This window comes from Gardnerella sp. C0026F2 (assembly GCF_056590715.1).
Genome location: NZ_JBWPWR010000001.1, coordinates 224,493 through 243,569, shown reverse-complemented (window position 1 = coordinate 243,569; position 19,077 = coordinate 224,493). Strand labels below are relative to the sequence as shown.

The 19,077-nt window shown below is 41.5% G+C and carries 13 protein-coding genes and 2 tRNA genes; 4 read left to right on the top strand and 11 right to left on the bottom strand.

The features are described from left to right. Positions 1 to 2 precede the first annotated feature (2 nt). The 5 genes from AC1EK3_RS00805 to AC1EK3_RS00785 form a co-directional block, all read right to left on the bottom strand. Positions 3 to 73: transfer RNA gene (locus AC1EK3_RS00805), tRNA-Gln, on the bottom strand. Between the two features lie 91 nt (positions 74 to 164). Beyond that, a complete protein-coding gene (locus AC1EK3_RS00800) occupies positions 165 to 1,187 on the bottom strand; it encodes a ribose-phosphate diphosphokinase (protein WP_391495886.1) in 1,023 nt (340 codons plus the stop codon). 96 nt (positions 1,188 to 1,283) lie between these two features. Next, positions 1,284 to 2,096 carry a nicotinate-nucleotide adenylyltransferase gene (nadD, locus tag AC1EK3_RS00795; protein ID WP_012914348.1) on the bottom strand — a complete coding sequence of 271 codons (813 nt, stop codon included), beginning with the start codon at positions 2,094 to 2,096 and terminating at the stop codon, positions 1,284 to 1,286. Next, a complete protein-coding gene (locus AC1EK3_RS00790) occupies positions 2,086 to 2,604 on the bottom strand; it encodes a phosphoribosylglycinamide synthetase (protein WP_415689641.1) in 519 nt (172 codons plus the stop codon). The genes nadD and AC1EK3_RS00790 overlap by 11 nt, the downstream gene beginning before the upstream one ends. A gap of 38 nt (positions 2,605 to 2,642) precedes the next feature. Continuing rightward, positions 2,643 to 3,920, bottom strand: a complete 1,278-nt coding sequence (locus AC1EK3_RS00785) for a glutamate-5-semialdehyde dehydrogenase (RefSeq protein WP_480033261.1) — start codon at positions 3,918 to 3,920, stop codon at positions 2,643 to 2,645. Positions 3,921 to 4,120: 200 nt separating this feature from the next. Between AC1EK3_RS00785 and thrC the strand changes: the two genes are divergently transcribed. Further along, complete coding sequence (thrC, locus tag AC1EK3_RS00780; protein ID WP_480033262.1) at positions 4,121 to 5,647, top strand: threonine synthase; 1,527 nt, start codon at positions 4,121 to 4,123, stop codon at positions 5,645 to 5,647. Between the two features lie 59 nt (positions 5,648 to 5,706). Here the strand turns inward: thrC and AC1EK3_RS00775 are convergent, their stop codons facing one another. From AC1EK3_RS00775 to AC1EK3_RS00750, 6 genes are all read right to left on the bottom strand, one after another. Continuing rightward, positions 5,707 to 6,375, bottom strand: a complete 669-nt coding sequence (locus AC1EK3_RS00775) for a regulatory protein RecX (RefSeq protein ID WP_480033263.1) — start codon at positions 6,373 to 6,375, stop codon at positions 5,707 to 5,709. 31 nt (positions 6,376 to 6,406) lie between these two features. Then, on the bottom strand, positions 6,407 to 7,546 hold the full coding sequence (gene recA, locus AC1EK3_RS00770; protein ID WP_119526350.1) for a recombinase RecA: 1,140 nt from the start codon (positions 7,544 to 7,546) through the stop codon (positions 6,407 to 6,409). 205 nt (positions 7,547 to 7,751) lie between these two features. Beyond that, complete coding sequence (locus tag AC1EK3_RS00765; RefSeq protein ID WP_480033264.1) at positions 7,752 to 8,441, bottom strand: CinA family protein; 690 nt, start codon at positions 8,439 to 8,441, stop codon at positions 7,752 to 7,754. Between the two features lie 109 nt (positions 8,442 to 8,550). Further along, a complete protein-coding gene (pgsA, locus tag AC1EK3_RS00760) occupies positions 8,551 to 9,231 on the bottom strand; it encodes a CDP-diacylglycerol--glycerol-3-phosphate 3-phosphatidyltransferase (RefSeq protein WP_415689694.1) in 681 nt (226 codons plus the stop codon). 81 nt (positions 9,232 to 9,312) lie between these two features. Next, positions 9,313 to 12,012, bottom strand: a complete 2,700-nt coding sequence (locus AC1EK3_RS00755; protein WP_480033265.1) for an FtsK/SpoIIIE family DNA translocase — start codon at positions 12,010 to 12,012, stop codon at positions 9,313 to 9,315. 190 nt (positions 12,013 to 12,202) lie between these two features. Further along, a tRNA-His gene (locus tag AC1EK3_RS00750) sits at positions 12,203 to 12,278 on the bottom strand. A gap of 584 nt (positions 12,279 to 12,862) precedes the next feature. Here AC1EK3_RS00750 and purT point away from each other — a divergent pair. From purT to AC1EK3_RS00735, 3 genes are all read left to right on the top strand, one after another. Further along, entirely contained in the window at positions 12,863 to 14,146 is a 1,284-nt protein-coding gene (gene purT, locus AC1EK3_RS00745) for a formate-dependent phosphoribosylglycinamide formyltransferase (protein WP_480033266.1), read from the top strand. Between the two features lie 175 nt (positions 14,147 to 14,321). Further along, on the top strand, positions 14,322 to 15,104 hold the full coding sequence (gene purC, locus AC1EK3_RS00740; RefSeq protein WP_480033267.1) for a phosphoribosylaminoimidazolesuccinocarboxamide synthase: 783 nt from the start codon (positions 14,322 to 14,324) through the stop codon (positions 15,102 to 15,104). A 142-nt stretch (positions 15,105 to 15,246) separates the two neighbouring features. Beyond that, a complete protein-coding gene (locus AC1EK3_RS00735) occupies positions 15,247 to 19,002 on the top strand; it encodes a phosphoribosylformylglycinamidine synthase (RefSeq protein WP_480033268.1) in 3,756 nt (1,251 codons plus the stop codon). Positions 19,003 to 19,077 lie beyond the last annotated feature (75 nt).

Genomic DNA, 19,077 nt, shown 5'->3' with positions numbered 1-19,077 from the left:
AGCTCCCTCACCTGGATTCGAACCAAGACAAAGGGTTCCAAAGACCCGTGTGCTGCCATTACACCATGAGGGAACGGCGGAAAAACCGCCAAGTCACTATTATGCCATAATATCGAAAAACGTCAAATTGGCGTGCCGAAAAGCAAACCGCACGAAATCAATACTTAAGCAAATAAGAATCCTTGTCCGTGATGCTCAGGATAAGTGTCGAAAAGCTTAGCAACCGAACCATCCTCAAACACTGCTTTAATAGCGCTTGCAAGAAGCGGAGCAATTGAAAGAACAGTCAAACCATCCCAACGCTTCTCTTCTGGAATAGGCACAGTATCAGTCAAAACAACTTCCCTAGCACCACAAGACTTCAAACGCTCGACTGCAGGACCAGAAAGCACGCCGTGAGTTGCAACAACTGTAACAGACTTAGCTCCAGCTTCCTTCAACACATTGCAAGCTCCTGCAATAGTTCCTGCAGTATCGATCAAGTCGTCAACCATAACGCAATCGCGTCCAGCAACGTCACCAACGACGCGATTTGCAACCGTCTTATTAGGGCAAGTGATATCGCGAGTTTTGTGCACGAAAGCCAAAGGACCGCCGCCTAAGCGCTGAGCCCACTGTTCTGCTACGCGAATACGACCAGCATCAGGAGACACAACAGTCACATTAGCAAGATCATCGCGGAAACGATCACGTACGTAATCAACCAAAACTGGCATAGCAATCAAGTGATCAACAGGACCGTCGAAGAATCCTTGAGACTGAGCTGCATGCAAATCGACGCTCATAATGCGATCAGCACCAGCAGTCTTTAGCAAGTCAAACATCAAGCGGCAAGAAATAGGCTCGCGACCGCGATGCTTTTTATCTTGTCGAGAATAACCAAGCAACGGGCATACTGCAGTAATTGAACGAGCAGAAGCCCTCTTCAAAGCGTCAATCATAATTAACTGTTCCATAATGGACTTGTTAACAGGATCACTGTGGCTTTGAATAACGAATACATCTGTACCACGCACAGATTGCGTATAGCGAACATACATTTCGCCGTTAGCAAAATCGTATGCCGTAGTTTCAAGTACATCAATTCCAAGCTGATCAGCTACATCACGAGCAAGCTTCGGATGCGTGCGACCGGTAACGAGAACAAGGTTTTTATCTGGCTTTCCTTCAAGGACGATGCTCACCATATCTCCAAACATTAGTTCGCTTTAATTCGCGAAATGAACATAATCAATACTAACTTTTTGCACAGACGATAAACGACAAGCCTACAAAATCAATAATTACGCACGATACAAACCATGCTTAACTATGTATTGAACTACTCCATCTGGAACTAAATACCACACAGGCTCACCATGCTCAGCTCGACGACGAACATCAGTAGAAGAAATAGACAACGCTGGAATCTCTAAAATATCAACCGGCAAATGTGTAGAATCACAATGAACCATATCGTCACGATTCGCTGCAATACCAGTATCATTCGTATGCATTTGGCGAGGCATTAACGGAGAATTAGAATCTGCTAACTTTTCTGGTCTCGAATAGCCAGGACGAGTAACAGCCACGAATCGAGCCAAATTCCACATTTCGCGCGCATTTTTCCATTGCATTATTTCAGCAATAGCGTCAGCTCCAGTAATAAAGAAAAGTTCCGCATCAGGATGTTGAGCGCGTATATCTCGCAAAGTATCGATAGTATAAGTAACTCCAGGGCGATCAATATCAACCCTAGAAACAGTGAACTTTGGATTTGAGGCTGTTGCAATAACAGTCATTAAATAACGATCTTCTGCATTCGTAACTTTTTTATCAAGCTTAAAAACAGGCCTACCGGTAGGAACGAAAATAACTTCGTCAAGATCATAAACCCAAGCAACTTCCGAAGCCGCAACCAAGTGGCCATTGTGTATTGGATCGAATGTGCCGCCCATAATTCCAATGCGCTGACGTTCGTGCACATTTCCACGAGCAGAAGTACGTTTATGAACTGAATTCACAACCGCAGGAGGAGCCGCTTCTTTACCAGTAAACGCGCCATGAAATAGGTCAGACATGCGACGTTCTGCATCTTCGTGAATTTCAGGACTCATTCGCTTCAGATTCCTTGTCTTCCACTTGAGTTTCATTCACTACTCCAGATGCAACATTTGCGCTATCCGGATTAATATTGCCCATTTCTTCATCCCACTCATCTTTTACAACACGCTGGATTTCGGCAAAAGTTGGAAGAAGGAAATCTGGTTGATACGCACCACGAATTTTCGCTACAGATTCCGAAATTTTAGCAAGCATGGATGTCATGCCATCAATATCATGATCACGTTCTAATTCGCTAAACTTAATAATATTCTTTTCCATATTGCGAACATTTTTAAGAACATTATTAAACGAAGCTTCATCAGGAATAGTCACATCATTCGAATCAGAATCTGGCCAGCCCATTAACACTGCGTCAGCATACTCAAGCGATGAACGTTGCGATGCAGAAGCAATACCATCTTCAATTTGCACCAAAAAAACATATCGCACAATGGACAAACGTTCAGCAGCAATATCAAGTGCTTCAGCTGTACTCAAATTCACGTCATTATTAGGCATACTCTTACCTTACCGCCACGTAACTATTAAAGCCAGGACTATTCGCGTATCTGACCGCTGCCGTAGCCGATCCATTTGGTTGTTGTCATTTCAAGCAAACCCATAGGGCCTCTTGCATGTAATTTTTGCGTAGAAATACCAAGTTCTGCACCAAAACCAAATTCGCCGCCATCTGTAAAGCGCGTTGAAGCATTTACCATAACTACAGCGGAATCAACACTTGCAATAAAACTTTGAATAGTTGAGTAATCTTCAGCAATAATGGTTTCAGTATGGCCAGTAGAATATTTCGCAATATGAGAAGCTGCATCAGTATAATCATCTACAACTTTCACACCCATATTCAGCGACAAATATTCTCGCTTCCAATCTTCATCAGTGGCACGCTCAAGCTGCAATCCTTGAATATTAGCGGATTGCAAAATATCGTAAGATTTATCGTCTGCATGCAAAATTACATTATGTTCAGCTAAAGCAGCAGCGATTTTTGGCAAAAATTCTTGCGCAACATCGCTATGTACCAATAATTTTTCAGCAGCGTTGCACACACCTACTCGTTGCGTTTTTGCATTAATAATAATTGGTATAGCTTTTTTAATATCAGCGCTTTTATCTACATAAATATGTACGTTTCCAGCTCCAGTTTCAATAACAGGAACCGTAGATTCTTGAACAACTGCTGCAATAAGATTTGCACTACCTCTAGGCACAAGCACATCAATATGACCGTGAGCATTCATCATTGACGTAGCTCCGTCTCTTCCTAAATCATCAACAGACTGAATCAAATCAGCACTAAAGTTAGAATTTTTAAGAACCGATTGTATAACTTCAATACTCGCCTGATTCGTATGAAGAGCCGCGCTTCCGCCTCGCAAAATCGCAGCATTTCCAGATTTAATGCACAAAGCAGCTACATCAATAGTTACGTTTGGACGAGCTTCGTAAATCATTCCCATAACGCCCATTGGAACTCGAATTTGCGAAAGTTTAATTCCATTAGGAAGAGTGTATCCGCGAACTACTTGACCTACAGGATCTTGCAATTGCGCGATTTTTCGCACGCTTTTTGCAGAAGCTTGGATTCGCTCTTCATCAAATTTAAGTCGATCAAGCTTTCCAGCATCCATTCCCTTAGCTTCAGCTTCTTTAAGATCTTTTTTATTAGCCTCAGCAATATTTGAAGCTGCAAACTCTAAAGCATCTGCCATTTTTTCAAGAAGCGCATTTTTTGCGCGAGTATCTGCATGAGCAAAATTACGCCACGCTTTTCGTGCACAATCAGCACGAGCATTCACTAAATCATCAACAGACAACGTTTACCCCCTGTAGATTACTTGTCTAATCATCAACTAATTAATAGTAAAACAAAAGTATTTATACATATGAGATTAGCACACGCCCATTCGCCCAGCGCTTCAGGTACCATAATTTGATATAAGTTGTGTAAATAATTTACATAAATAATCTATGTAAGTAAAAATATTTTTTATAAACAGACGGTTACGGAGTCATTATGGCATCAGATACAGCTATTTTCCATAGCACTCGTTCTCTTAAGACAACATGCACATCAAAAGAGGCAATACGTAAAGGAATTGCTGAAGATGGCGGATTATTTGTAGCTGATAGCCTTGGTAGCGAGCGTTACGATATTTCTAAATTGCAAGGCAAATCGTATCAAGAAATTGCGCAAGATATTTTGCAGCTGTTGCTGCCTGATTATACTTCAGAGGAGCTTTCTTCTTGCATTAAACTGGCATACGGCAATCAATGGGCCAATAACGCTATTACTCCACTCCAGCAGCTTGGAAACACTAGCGATTTTGTGATGGAACTTTTCCATGGTCCTACTTGCGCGTTTAAAGACGTTGCTTTGCAAATGTTGCCACAATTAATGTCTCGCACTAAAACTCAACACGAGAACGAATCTGACATTGAAAAAAACGTTATGATTCTAACTGCAACTTCTGGAGATACGGGTAAAGCTGCTTTGGCTGGTTTTGCTGATGTTCCAGGCACTTCTATGGTTACTTTTTATCCAGAAGGAAAAGTTAGCCGCGTTCAAGAATTGCAAATGACTACGCAGGTGGGCGAAAATGTGAAAGTTTGCGCAGTTCGCGGTAATTTTGACGATGCTCAAACAGGTGTTAAACAGATTTTCACAAATAATGAGCTCAACAAAAATATTGAAGAAGATGCGAATACAGTATTGTCTTCAGCTAACTCGATTAACGTTGGTCGTCTTGTGCCACAAGTTGTTTACTATTTTGCAGCATACAAGCAGCTTATTGAACGCGAAGTTATAAAACTTGGAGACGAAGTAGAATTTTGTGTTCCTACAGGCAATTTTGGTGATATTCTAGCAGGATATTATGCAAAAATGCTTGGTCTTCCAGTGAAGCATCTCATTGTTGCCAGCAATAGTAACAATGTGCTTTTTGATTTTTTGGTAAGCGGCACTTACAACCGTCAGCGCACATTCCATCACACTGTTGCTCCTTCTATGGATATTTTGGTTTCTTCTAATTTGGAGCGAATGCTTTATTACATGTGCGATAAAGACACGCGTTTAATACAAATGCTTATGAATGACTTGACTCAGTGGGGCGCTTTTGAAATTCCAGAAAATGTGCTTGCAAAGATTCGCTCACTGTTTGGTTGCGGTTGGGCGAATGAGAATCAAATTCGCGAAGCTATTTATGACTGCTGGAACAAGTACAAGTATGTAATCGATCCACATACTGCTTGCGGATTCTTTGTTATGCAAAATATTCCACATGACGAAAGCACACCTAGAGTATTGCTAAGCACTGCAAGCCCGTATAAATTCCCTCGTGTTGTTGCTGAATCTTTGAATATTGAGCATGTGCAAGATATGGATGACTTCAAATGCATGGATGCGCTTAGTGAAGCTACAGGAACTAAAGCTCCAAGCATGCTTAGAAATCTTGAGCAAAAATCTCCACGCTTTAATGATGTTATTAATGTTGAAGATATGCCTGAGTATGTTTTAGCTCAAGCGCATAATTTCGCAAAATAATCATAAAGTTTTAAGCGAAAGAGGCTGGTTTACTTGTATAAGCCAGCCTCTTTTACTATTCATTCGTTATTACTTTCGAATAAAGCTGCATACACTTCGTTAATAACGTTTAAATCATGACCTTTTCTTGCAGCTGCTGCGAAAAATCTTCGTCTTCTGACTAAAGGCTCAAGATTTCTCGTGCGCGAAGCCGTTTTGCGACCGAGTTCCCACGCTGCTTCAGTAAATACTCCAGAATTTTGAGCAGAAGCTACGTTTTGTGAAATAGCAGCAGGATCAACATTTTTACGCTGCAATTCCATTCGAGTAGCTCTAGCACCAAGAAGCCTCACTGCGCAAGAGCGAATCACCATTTGAGCATATTGATTGTCATCAAGAAGATGTAATTCAAGCAAACGACGAATAACCGCGTCAACAGCAACTTCCGTGTAGCCTTTTTCTTTAAGCCTTTTGCGCATGTCCATCACAGAGCGAGGAGCATAATCTAAAAGCCTTAAAGCAGCTTCCCTGCAATCATCTTCACTACTATTGCAAAGTTCGTCGCTTAAATCACTTACTTTAGCGTTTTTTACATACGGCATGTTTTTTGTATTATTTTTTGCGCTTAAAAGTACTGATTTATGCGATATTTTTTTGCGAGTATGTGGCTTTACGCTATTATTTTCGTCATCTCCTTCAACACGCTCTACTGGATGATCGCGAAGAAAACTCTCTACACTAATAGGCATATTGCATTCGCTTTACACTGTAATCTTATTATTACTTCGATTCGGATGACTTTTGTGCAGAATTTTTAGCTACAGAATCATCATCGAATTGATCTAGTTCAGAATCTTCAGCGAATTGATCTTCAGGATGCATTAAACCTAACGAAGCTTTGACTTTTTCGCTAATTTCTTCAGTAATAGCTGGATTATCTTTCAAGAACTTACGGACGTTTTCACGACCTTGTCCAAGCTGCTCACCGTCATAAGTAAACCAAGAACCAGATTTCTTAATAACTTCAGCTTGCAGTCCCATATCGATAACAGAACCTTCAGTCGAGATACCTTCTCCATAAAGAACATCAAACTCAGCAGTTTTGAAAGGCGGAGCCATTTTATTCTTGACAATCTTAACTTTAGTTCGGTTGCCAACAGCTTCTTCGCCCTCTTTAATAGTAGAAACTCTGCGAATATCCATGCGCACAGACGCATAGAACTTCAAAGCTTTACCACCAGTAGTAGTTTCAGGGTTACCAAAGAATACACCAATTTTTTCACGAAGCTGATTAATAAAAATAGCAGTAGTGCCAGCTTGTGAAAGAGCACCAGTCATCTTACGCAACGCCTGACTCATTAAGCGAGCTTGTAAGCCCACATGACTATCTCCCATATCGCCATCGATTTCAGCTTTAGGAACTAATGCCGCTACAGAATCAACAACAATAACATCTAATGCCCCAGAACGAATAAGCATATCAGCAATTTCCAATGCCTGCTCACCATTATCTGGCTGAGAAACAATAAGAGCATCCGTGTCTACTCCAAGCTTTCTCGCATAGACAGGATCCAACGCATGCTCAGCATCAATAAATGCCGCTACCCCACCATTTTTTTGAGCATTTGCAACAATATGCAAAGCAAGAGTTGTTTTACCAGAAGACTCAGGACCGTAGACTTCAACTATTCGCCCTCTAGGAACACCGCCAATCCCCAAAGCGGTGTCCAACGCTAATGAACCAGTAGGAATAACTTCTACATCTTGCATAGGTCTATCACCTAAGCGCATTGCAGAACCTTTTCCATATTGTCGTTCAACATTGGCTAAAGCAGTTTCCAACGCTGCTTGGCGACGCGGATCTGTTTTATCCGCATCAATAAGGCGATTAATATTGCCTTTACTTTTTGTTTGCGCCATGTATGCTACTCCTTTCGCATGCCGTTATGTATCGAACGACCTTAGTTCCATACTAGATTCAAGTGCAAGCATTTTTATGCAATGTGGATAAAACATTTAATCCAAGCACTTAAACGCTTAACTCAGCTTAAATCATCTCGACAAACACAAGTATACTACATATGCGAACATTTGTTCGATAGCGCGTGTCTTGATTACAACCCAACTACTTACAATCTTCGACATAAGCAATCAGATCATTAGCAATTCTCAACAACTGAAATACAGTAGATTCACGAACTTCTTGACGACTGCCAGATAATCTCAATTCAAAAACAAAAGCAACACTTGATTGCGCAATTTTAGTTACGCTTTGACTTTCAATTTGAGCAAAATCATAATCATAGACGTTACTAACGCATCCATATTCAAGTTCTTTACGAGCCGCATCTTTAACAGAATCCACAGCATCATTAACTTTAGGCAAAAATATTCCAACATAAACTAAACCTGCTGGTTTATTACCATCGGGACCAGGACCTGCAACACCAGTTGTAGACAAGCCAATAATAGGAAAATTTGCACAACACTCACAATCTTCCTCATACGCCCATCCACTGCCACGATATATTTGAGCAGCTCCAATCGCCATTTGAAAAGCAACATCCTGGTAAACCGCGCCTTCAGATTGTAAAAGATTAGAATTTACGCCAAGAATTTTGGATTTAGCATGAATATCATAAGTGACAGCAGAACCACAAAAAACTCGCGATGCGCCAGGAACAGAAACAAAAGCATCAGCCAAAAGCCCGCCAGTTAACGACTCTGCTGAAGCAATATGCATTCCTTTAATAAAACTTTTTTCCAATAGATTCGCAGCTAAAGAAACTGTATTAAAATCTGAAGAATTATTCATAATACGCTCGATATGATTGTAGCTTACGATTTTCCACAACATAAACCCTTTAGGGATAATTTATGAAAAACCGTAAGCTACAAACAAGAAGTTTACTTATTGATTTTATTTACTTCACAGGAGGCAAAGGCACTGAATTTTTTTCATCATCAATTTGAGATTCGCTATCTGAAGAACTTTCAAAGAAAGCGCTATAGACATACAAAACTGCAGAATAGAAAGCAAAGCCCAAAGAAATACCAAGCAAGCCGAAAGCCACTGCGTAGTAGGAAACTATCCAAGAAGGCAATGTATTAGCATGAATAGTTGCAACAAGAGGTGCAATAATCATTGCAATACCAATCGATTGCGTAAGAGTCTTATATTTTCCTGCAGAAGATGCAGCAATTACTCTTCCACGAACATTAACAACATAAATTCGCACAAGAGTAATAGCAATTTCGCGAATCATGAACAAGATGGTTATCCACCAATAAATTTCGCCAAAAACAGAAGAAATAATAAGTGCAGCTAGAATAAGGATTTTATCCGCAATTGGATCAAGCAACTTACCTAATTCTGTAACCTTATGATATTTACGAGCCATCCACCCGTCGAGCTTATCTGTAGAAGCAGCTACAACAAACAGCACAAACGCAGCCCAACGCAACGAAACTGAACCAAAACCCCATGTGCCTGCTTTCAAATATAAAACAATAAAAACAATAGAAAGCACAATACGGATATAAGTCACAATATTTGGAGCATAATTCCAGCCAGCAAAAAATGATGACTTAGCTTTTTTCTTCATACGCATAACCTTCATTCTACTGCAAAGTAAAAACTTCTAGCACATCACACAACTTGGTGTTGCACATAATAATACAATATCTTATAACGAATCTGACTCGCCACGAATAAAAGCCAAAACTTTTGGCAAATCTTCCGGCTGAACCAAAACTTCGCGAGCTTTAGAACCTTCAGAAGGTCCCACAACGCCTCGAGATTCAAGCAAATCCATCAATCGACCTGCCTTTGCAAAGCCAACGCGCAACTTACGCTGAAGCATTGAAGTAGAGCCAAATTGCGAGCTGACAACAAGCTCAGCAGCCTGAAGCAACTCATCCATATCGTCGCCAATATCACTAGTTTTAAGTTTGCTTTGAGCTTGAGCATCCGCTTTTTGAGCCATTTGCTCAATATCTTCACGATACTTTGGCTTACGCTGCGTGCGAACATACTCCACAGCCTTGCGGATTTCAGATTCACTCACCCACGAACCCTGAACACGTTGAGGTTTTGCAGCACCCATTGGAAGGAACAAAGCATCGCCTTGACCAATCAAAGTTTCTGCACCAACAGTATCGAGAATAACCCTTGAATCAGTAGCAGACGAAGTAGCAAAAGCCAAACGAGAAGGAATATTCGCCTTAATTAAGCCTGTTACAACGTCAACAGACGGACGCTGAGTAGCGAGAACCAAATGCACACCTGCAGCTCGAGCAAGCTGAGTAATACGCTGAATAGAGCTTTCAACATCGTTCTTAGCAACCATCATCAAATCAGCCATCTCGTCCACAACCACAAGCAAATACGGGTATGGAGCAACTTTTCGCTCAGATCCAGCCGGTGCGTGAACCTTTCCTTCACGGACAGCCTTGTTGAAATCTTTAACATGACGGAAACCAAAGAATTGCAAGTCATCATATCGAGCATCCATCTCTTTAACAACCCACTCAAGAGCCTGCGCAGCCTTCTTAGGATCCGTAATAATTGGCGTGAGCAAATGCGGAATGCCAGCATAAGCAGAAAGCTCCACGCGCTTAGGATCGACCATAATCATGCGAACTTGCTCAGGAGTTGCTCGCATGATAATAGAAGTGAGCATTGAGTTAATGAAACTCGACTTACCAGAGCCGGTAGCACCAGCAACAAGTAAATGCGGCATTTTATCGAGAGCTGCAGTTACGAAATGACCTTCAACATCTTTTCCAACGCCTGTAAGCATAGGATTAGGGTCATTCATAGCTTTTTGCGAGCGCAGAACATCTCCCAAATGCACAATTTCGCGGTCGACGTTTGGAATTTCAATACCAATAGCAGACTTTCCTGGAATTGGCGACAAAATACGCACATCCGTACTAGCTACAGCGTATGCGATATTTTTTTGCAAATTCGTAACTTTTTCAACTTTTACACCAGGACCAAGCTCAACCTCGTACTGCGTAACAGATGGACCTCTAAGGAATCCAATAACATGAGCGTCAACGTCAAACTGCTCGAAAGTGGAAGTTAGCGCACGAATAACGTTATCGTTTGCTGGAGTTCTCGCAACATGAGGCTTTCCATGAGCTAAAAGATTCAAATCAGGGAGCTTGTAAGGTTCAGAGGAAGAATCAAAAGAAGGCTCATTATTATTGACAGCACCATTTTCGCTTTCGGCATCATTTTCATCATCTGAATCTTCTTGATCCCTGCGATATTGATCCATACGTTCAGCTGGAATACTTGACCATGGATCGCTTGCAGATAAAGAGGAATCACTCATAGGAGCTTTTGGCAATATTTCCTCAGGAACAGGCTTTGATGAAGATGAAACACTTCTAGGTGTAAGTTGACTCGAATTATTATCAGCATTTTCAAATTGGGAATTATTTGAAGCATTATTATCGGAAGAGCTGCTCACAGTTCTTGCTTTACGAGGTTCAACTCTTTCAAGATTATCTACACTATTACCGTGAGAAGCAGCATGCGAAAATGCATCATCGCCGGCGTATTCGTCAAGCAATTCCCCATTATTATTACTGTTTTTACGCTTAAAGAATGATTTAAACAGTTTCAACACAGAAGACATTTGAGAAGATCCGCTATTATTTTTCGGCGACTCTTCATTGTGAGTTGGCACGCCATCTGCAAATTCCAAGGAATTGGTTTTGCTGTCAGAATTATCTTCTTCAGAGTTTCCTAAATCTTCAGAAGACTTTTTATTGTTATATTTAGTAAGAATAGCAGCCACGACTTGAGCTATATCAGTTACATGAAGGCGAGTAATCATTAATATCGAAAAAATAGCAGCTACTACAAAAATAATAATTGCAAAAATACGAGAAAGACCCCACGATAGCGGAGATCCGAGCACAAAACCTAATAACCCACCTGACTTCTGTACAGTGTCTAAACTAAATGCTTTTCCGCGAGGTACAGAAGAAATATCAAGAATTGAGCAAACAGATAACAATAGAATAATAAATCCGCTAATAACACGAGGATTACCAGAGCCAGCTCCACTGTTACGCATCAACCTAAAAGCGACAACGCTTAACCACACAGGCAGAACAACGCTCATAATTCCAAGCAAACTAGAAGACACAAAATGGAGACCTACTCCAATAAACCCACTAACTCTAAACCATTCTGATGCGCAGAACAAAATCGCAAGAACAAGCATAACGAAGCACAAGCCGTCCCTGCGATATGCCTCATCGTATTCTCCAACACCAAAAAGCGAGCGCACTAACTTTCCTAAAGTTCTAGGCACAAACAGGAGAATTGTCTCCCACAATGGTTCACTAGGTGAAGCCTTACCAGCCATAAATACTCCTTCTGCACCATGTGCTATTTAGTACGCCATGTCATCATCAACATACATATGCGTAACCATACCAGTCTACTCCATAGACTGAGGTTATTTAAATGAAGCGGTTGCAGCTTACCGCTTACCCCCTATTGCCCCACCATTTCGCAAAACAAAAAAACGGCTGGTCAGTTACCAGCCGTTTAAGTGGGGTGGCTAACGCGGCTTGAACGCGCGACCTTCTGAACCACAATCAGATGCTCTACCGACTGAGCTATAGCCACCATGCGCGTGAAAACATACGTAATCACACAACAAAGGGATACTATACACGATTTCCTCGATTTCCGCCAGAGCAACACACCTCGGCGCGTCGTAATATATTTCATATTCATCATACTCATATTCGTGTTGTGGAGATTTGAGATTTTTTGCACAGATTGGACGCTTGCACGTTTATGAAGTTTTGCAGTTGCGCTCTGCAGACGTTGAGTATTTATTGCTTAAAGAACACTAGCATTCACACTGCTGCACACACCACGCCATGCACTCCTACCACACCACAGAATACTAGCGGTTTTACTAATAGTGGGAGATAGGAATTGCTTGTCGAGCAATATAAAAGCGGAACGATAGTAATATCTTTTTGATAAATAAATATTTTTGAAAGAAAGTAAGTAAAAAACTAAACTTAACTATGCAACCGCTAAGTCCAAATAAGGTATAAGAGCGGAGCGCTGCGAGACAAGTAATTCCTATCTCACGCAGCCACTTCAGAAACCCGCCAGCCAAACACCAGCCCCCAAAACTCGCGCCACACCAAACAAAAATTGTTTAGTTCGACAATGGCAAATGCAACAATGGGTGTATGAGTTTTTCTGAGCAAAATCAACGCATTTTTGGCGTAACTGCAAACAGCAACAACACGACGGCACTTCTTCTTGGCTCAGGCGAGCTTGGCAAGGAAATTGCGATTGAGCTTATGCGACTAGGCGTGCGAGTATGCGCTGCCGATAGCTACAAAAACGCTCCTGCAATGCAAATAGCTCACGAATACCACGTGCTAGATATGTCGAATCCGCAAGAATTGCAAGAACTTATTTCAAATGTGAATCCTGACATTATTATTCCAGAAGTTGAAGCTATTGCTACTGAAGTTTTGAAAGATGCTGCTAAAAAGAATATTCAAGTCGTTCCTAGCTCAGATATTGCCGCGATTGCAATGGATCGCGAGCGTTTGCGTAGGATTGCGCACGAAGATTTAGGACTGCCTACTACTCCATACCGTTTTGCGTCATCATATGAAGAGTTAGAGGATGGAGCTAAAAAAGTTGGATATCCATGTGTAGTTAAACCTGTTATGAGCTCTTCTGGGCACGGTCAGTCAATAGTTCGTAGTTCTGAAAATTTGCTTGCAGCTTGGAATGAAGCTCAGCATGGCAGGCGTGCAGCAGCTGGGCATGAAAATGAGTGTTCGCGAGTTATTGTTGAAGCTTTAGCTCCGCTTGATTATGAGCTTACAGTACTTACAATAAGCTCTTGCGCAGGAATTACTACTTGTGAGCCGATCGCTCAGCGTCAGCAAGACGGAGACTATAGAGAATCTTGGCAGCCTGCAAATATTCCTGAATCGATCCGCACTAATGCGAAAGATATTGCAAAGCGCGCTGTAGAAGGTTTGACTGATATTGCGCAAGAAGCTGGCGAAACAGGTTGGGGCGTTTATGGAGTCGAATTATTCGTGCTTACTGATGGTTCTTTGCTTTTTAATGAATTGTCACCTCGCCCACACGATACTGGCATGGTAACTATGATTTCGCAGCATTACAGTGAATTTGCATTGCATGCATTGGCTATTTTGGGAGTTCCAGTTACAGCTAACTATACTGAGCTTTCTTTGAAAAATAATGAAGTTGCAGCAAGTCACGCCATTGTTATTAATGCGGAAGGACCTGTTGGTTTTATGAATATTGCTCAAGCTTTGCAATCTGGCGAAAATTATCGATGCAACTTGCGTATTTTTGCTAAGCCTTCTGTACATGGTCACAGACGCATGGCAGTTTCTTTAGCTACTGGATTAACGCAAGAAGAAGCTAGAGAAAATGCGACACGCATCGCCATGTCGCTAAAAACTACACAAACAAATGCTTAGATACATTGAAAATTAAGGCATAGGAGTTAAAAAAGATAATAATTTACAGTATGCACGAAGGGAAATTTTGTAGGTAACAATTGTTACGCTAATCGTGCTGGCAAAGGTCAGGTAAACCTACAAATATTGTTGGTTTGCGCCTACAACTGTGAATGCGCATAAGAGAGGGCATATCATGGAAAAACTTGAGAAGTTGTACGAAGGCAAAGCCAAAAAACTGTATGCTACCGATGACACCAATGTGCTATGGGTTGAATACATGAACCAGGCAACAGCTGGTAACGGTCTGAAGAAAGCTCAGATTGCAGGTAAAGGCAGTTTAAATAACCGGATTACTTCGTTACTATTCCATTTACTTGAGGCGCGCGGCGTAAAAAGCCACTTCCTCGGACAAATTTCCGATACTGAACAACTTGTAAAGCGTATGCGCATGTTCCCGCTGGAAATTATTATGCGAAATACTGCTGCAGGTTCTTTTGCAAAACGTTATAACGTTAAAGAAGGAACACCTTTAAAGAAGCCATTGTTGGAGTTCTGCGTAAAGTCCGACGAGCTCGGTGATCCATTTATTAATCCAGAAGGCGTTGTAGCTCTTGGATTAGCAACAGATGAAGAAATGGCGGAAGTCACTCGTCAAGCTCATGCTGTTAACAATGCTTTGTTGGATATTTTCTCAAAGATTGATGTTCAGCTTGTCGACTTCAAGATTGAAGAGGGCGTGGACGCGCAAGGTAATATTCTTCTCGCTGATGAAATAACTCCTGATACTTGCAGACTTTGGGATAAGCGCAATGCTGGTACGAACGGAGTAAGTCATTTGGACAAGGACTTGTTCAGGCGCGATTTAGGCGACATTATTCCTGCTTATGAAGAAATTCACGATAGGCTTGCATCTTTAGCTCAAAGCGAAGGCTTGGATGTTTCTGTTCGCAAACCTGACGATTGCGTAGAACGATAATGATTGTTGTGGCTCGTACCTTTAAGGGTGCGAGCCACATGCATTCTTAATGTGATTTTGAATAATTTAATATTTATAATTTAAAACCAATACAACAATAAACACTGCATTCATACCGCACATTCAACAAGGTAGGTTTCTCGTGGTATTTCGCGTATATGTGGAAAAACGCACTGGTTTTGACGTTCAAGCGCAACAGCTTTTACATGAGCTTAGGGAAATTCTTGGCATAAGCGCGATTACTTCCGCAAGAATTATTAACCGTTATGACGTTGAAGGTATAAGCAAAGATTTATTCGACAATGCTGTGCAAACGGTATTGAGCGAACCTCCAGTTGATAATACTTACGATTACTTGCCTATTGAAACCGACGAGCACGTATTTGCTGTAGAATTTTTGCCTGGTCAATTCGATCAGCGTGCGCAATCTGCTAGCGAATGCATTCAACTTATTAGTCAAGGCGAACGCCCAACGGTGCGCACTGCTAGAGTAATCGCTTTAAAAGGTGATCTTGACGAAAAAGCACTAAACGATATTAAACACTACGTTATTAATCCTGTTGAAGCGCGAGAAGCTTCACTTGATGAGGTAAAAAGTTTACAGCGAGAAGCAGTTGTACCATCTGATGTAGAAGTAATTAGTTCATTTAACGATTTAGACGAAGCTGGATTACAAGACTTTATTAATACTCGCGGTTTGGCAATGGATTTGGCTGACGCAAAGTTCTGCCAGAAGTATTTCCGTGAAGAACATAGAAATCCTACTATTACAGAAATTCGCGTTATTGATACTTACTGGTCCGACCACTGCCGTCACACGACTTTTGGCACCGAGCTTACAGATATTTCTATTGACGATAACACTGTTCAAGAAGCATTTAGCCGTTATCTTGATTTGCGAAAAGAACTAAATCGCGAAAATAAGCCTGTTTGCCTTATGGATATGGCAACTATTGGCGCAAAATACTTAAAGCATACTGGCGAGCTTAAAAATTTGGACGAGTCAGAAGAAATCAACGCTTGCACAGTAAAAGTTAAGGTTGATGTAAACGGCCACGATGAGGATTGGCTGTTCCTGTTTAAAAACGAAACGCATAATCATCCTACAGAGATTGAGCCTTTCGGTGGAGCTGCAACTTGCATTGGTGGCTGCATTCGCGATCCTCTTTCTGGACGCTCTTACGTGTATCAAGCAATGCGAGTAACTGGTGCTGCAGATCCACGCACTCCTATTAGCGAAACCTTAAACGGTAAGCTGCCACAGCGAAAAATCGTAACTTCTGCTGCAGCCGGCTACTCTTCTTACGGAAATCAAATTGGTTTAGCTACTGGCGAAGTGCACGAACTTTACCACCCGGGCTATGTTGCAAAACGTATGGAGGTTGGTGCGGTTGTTGCCGCTACCCCAGCCGACCATGTGCGCAGAGAAACTCCAGCTCCTGGAGATGTGATTATTCTTCTTGGCGGACGCACTGGCAGAGACGGCATTGGCGGTGCTACCGGCGCTTCTAAAGCTCAAGATGTTGAAAGTATTGAAGAGTGCGGAGCTGAAGTTCAAAAAGGTAATGCTCCTATTGAGCGAAAACTCCAACGACTTTTCCGACGCAAGGATGCTTGCCAACTTATTAAGCGTTGCAACGATTTTGGCGCTGGCGGCGTTTCTGTCGCAACTGGCGAAATCGCGGACGGTTTAACTATTAATCTCGACAAAGTTTCTAAAAAGTACGAAGGTCTCGACGGCACTGAGCTTGCTATTTCTGAATCTCAAGAGCGCATGGCTGTTGACGTTGCGTCAAGTGATGCTGAAGAATTTTTGAAGTATGCTCGTGAAGAAAATCTTGAAGCAGAAATAATAGCGACTGTTACTGAAGAAGCGCGAATGCGAATGACTTGGCGAGGAAAAACCATTGTTGACTTAAGCCGCGCATTCTTAGCTTCTAATGGCGCTCCAAAACAGCAGATACTGCATATCGAAAGTGGAGAATCTTACGAAACTCCATGGCAGAATCAGTCAGATTTGCCGTTAGAAAAGCGCATGCATAACTTAGTTTCGGATATTAATATTGCTTCAAATAAAGGCTTATCTGAACGATTTGATTCTACTATTGGCGCTGCTACTGTGCTTATGCCTTTTGGCGGTCGTCGCCAGCTTACTCCTGCTCAAGCTATGGTTGCTAAATTCCCAGTATTTGGCGAAACAAACACAGCTTCCGCAATGGCTTGGGGCTTTAATCCGTATTTAATGGAAAAAAACCAATTCACTGGCGCCTATGTTGCTGTTGTTGAATCATTGGCAAAGCTAGCAGCTAGCGGTTTCACGCGCGAACGTGCTTACTTGAGTTTGCAAGAATATTTTGGCAAGCCTCACGATATTCCAGAGCGTTGGGGAAAGCCAGCTGCAGCAGTTCTTGGTGCTTTAAGTGCGCAGATTGATTTTGGCGTTGGTGCTATTGGCGGCAAGGATTCTATGAGCGGCAGTTTTGAGAATCTGGATGTGCCACCAACTTTGATTTCGTTTGCTGTTTCTACTGGAGACGCACGTTTAACTGTTTCACCTGAATTTAAGGGTGTAAATCATAAAGTTATACGTATTGCTCCAAAGTATAAATCCGACGGAATTACTCCAGAAAAAGAAAGCTTCCTGAAAGCACTAGAAATTGTAGAAAATATTACGAAAAACAAGCAAGCTCTTGCTATATCTACTCCTGGCTACGGTGCTAGCGCAGAAAGCTTATTCAAAATGACGCTTGGAAATCATATTGGTCTTAAATTATTAAACAATTTAAGCGACGATGATTTATTTAAGCCAGCATATGGAAGCTTCTACGTTGAACTCAAGGAAGACGCTGAAGTTCCATCTTTAGCTAATACAAGCTTGGTTGACGTTGAGATTGTTGGCGAAACAACTGAAAATTACGCAATTACTTCATCAAATGGCGAAGAAATTGATTTAAGTGATTTGCAAAAGGTTTGGGAAAGCGAACTTTCTTCAATCTTCCCGTATAAAAAGCCTGGTGAGATTGTAGAAACTATTAATAACAAAACTAATGTTCCTACTACAGACCGCATGCACACAGGAAAACTAAAGTCGCTTTCGCATCCGCGCGTTATTATCCCAGTTTTCCCTGGAAATAATTGCGAATACGATACTCAAGCTGCTTTTGAAAAAGCTGGAGCAGACGCTCATACGCTTATTATTAATAATTTAAGTGCAAAAGATATTGCACAATCAGCTGAGAAATTGGTTGAAGAGATTAAAAAGAGTCAAATTGTAATGATTCCAGGAGGCTTCTCCGGAGGCGATGAGCCGGACGGTTCTGCGAAATTCATTACAGCATTCTTTAGGAATCCAGCAGTAACAGACGCAGTTCGTGACTTGCTTAATAATCGTGATGGTTTAATGCTTGGAATTTGCAATGGCTTCCAAGCGCTTATTAAGCTGGGCTTGGTTCCTTTTGGAGATATTGTTCCTATGGATTCCAACTGCCCAACTCTTACCTACAACACTATTGGCAGACACCAAAGTAGGATTGTTCGCACTAGAGTTGCTTCAAATCTTTCACCATGGTTAGCAAATACGCAAGTTGGAGACATGCATACTGTTGCAATTTCTCATGGAGAAGGTCGCTTTATTGCTACTAACGAAGTTATGGAAAAGCTTATTAAAAACGGCCAAATAGCTACACAATATGTTGACAGCAATGGCGTACCAAGTATGAGCTTAAACGTAAATCCTAATGGCTCAATGATGTCAGTAGAAGGTATTACAAGCCCAGACGGTCGAGTTTTTGGAAAAATGGGACATTGCGAGCGCGCAGGTCGTGACTTGTATGTCAATATTCCTGATTTCCATGAGCAACCATTGTTTGAAGCTGGCGTTGAATATTTCACTGCATGAGCTTTAGTTTACAGTTGCAAAACTTGTATCAAAATAACTACAAATTCGACGATTACAATCATCGATTATTAGGGG

Excerpts from the sequence above, each read along its gene's own strand:
- AC1EK3_RS00800 (WP_391495886.1), bottom strand. The coding sequence starts at position 1,187 with ATGGTGAGCATCGTCCTTGAAGGAAAGCCAGATAAAAACCTTGTTCTC.
- nadD (WP_012914348.1), bottom strand. The coding sequence starts at position 2,096 with ATGAGTCCTGAAATTCACGAAGATGCAGAACGTCGCATGTCTGACCTA.
- AC1EK3_RS00790 (WP_415689641.1), bottom strand. The coding sequence starts at position 2,604 with ATGCCTAATAATGACGTGAATTTGAGTACAGCTGAAGCACTTGATATT.
- thrC (WP_480033262.1), top strand. The coding sequence starts at position 4,121 with ATGGCATCAGATACAGCTATTTTCCATAGCACTCGTTCTCTTAAGACA.
- AC1EK3_RS00775 (WP_480033263.1), bottom strand. The coding sequence starts at position 6,375 with ATGCCTATTAGTGTAGAGAGTTTTCTTCGCGATCATCCAGTAGAGCGT.
- recA (WP_119526350.1), bottom strand. The coding sequence starts at position 7,546 with ATGGCGCAAACAAAAAGTAAAGGCAATATTAATCGCCTTATTGATGCG.
- AC1EK3_RS00765 (WP_480033264.1), bottom strand. The coding sequence starts at position 8,441 with ATGAATAATTCTTCAGATTTTAATACAGTTTCTTTAGCTGCGAATCTA.
- pgsA (WP_415689694.1), bottom strand. The coding sequence starts at position 9,231 with ATGAAGAAAAAAGCTAAGTCATCATTTTTTGCTGGCTGGAATTATGCT.
- AC1EK3_RS00755 (WP_480033265.1), bottom strand. The coding sequence starts at position 12,012 with ATGGCTGGTAAGGCTTCACCTAGTGAACCATTGTGGGAGACAATTCTC.
- purT (WP_480033266.1), top strand. The coding sequence starts at position 12,863 with ATGAGTTTTTCTGAGCAAAATCAACGCATTTTTGGCGTAACTGCAAAC.
- purC (WP_480033267.1), top strand. The coding sequence starts at position 14,322 with ATGGAAAAACTTGAGAAGTTGTACGAAGGCAAAGCCAAAAAACTGTAT.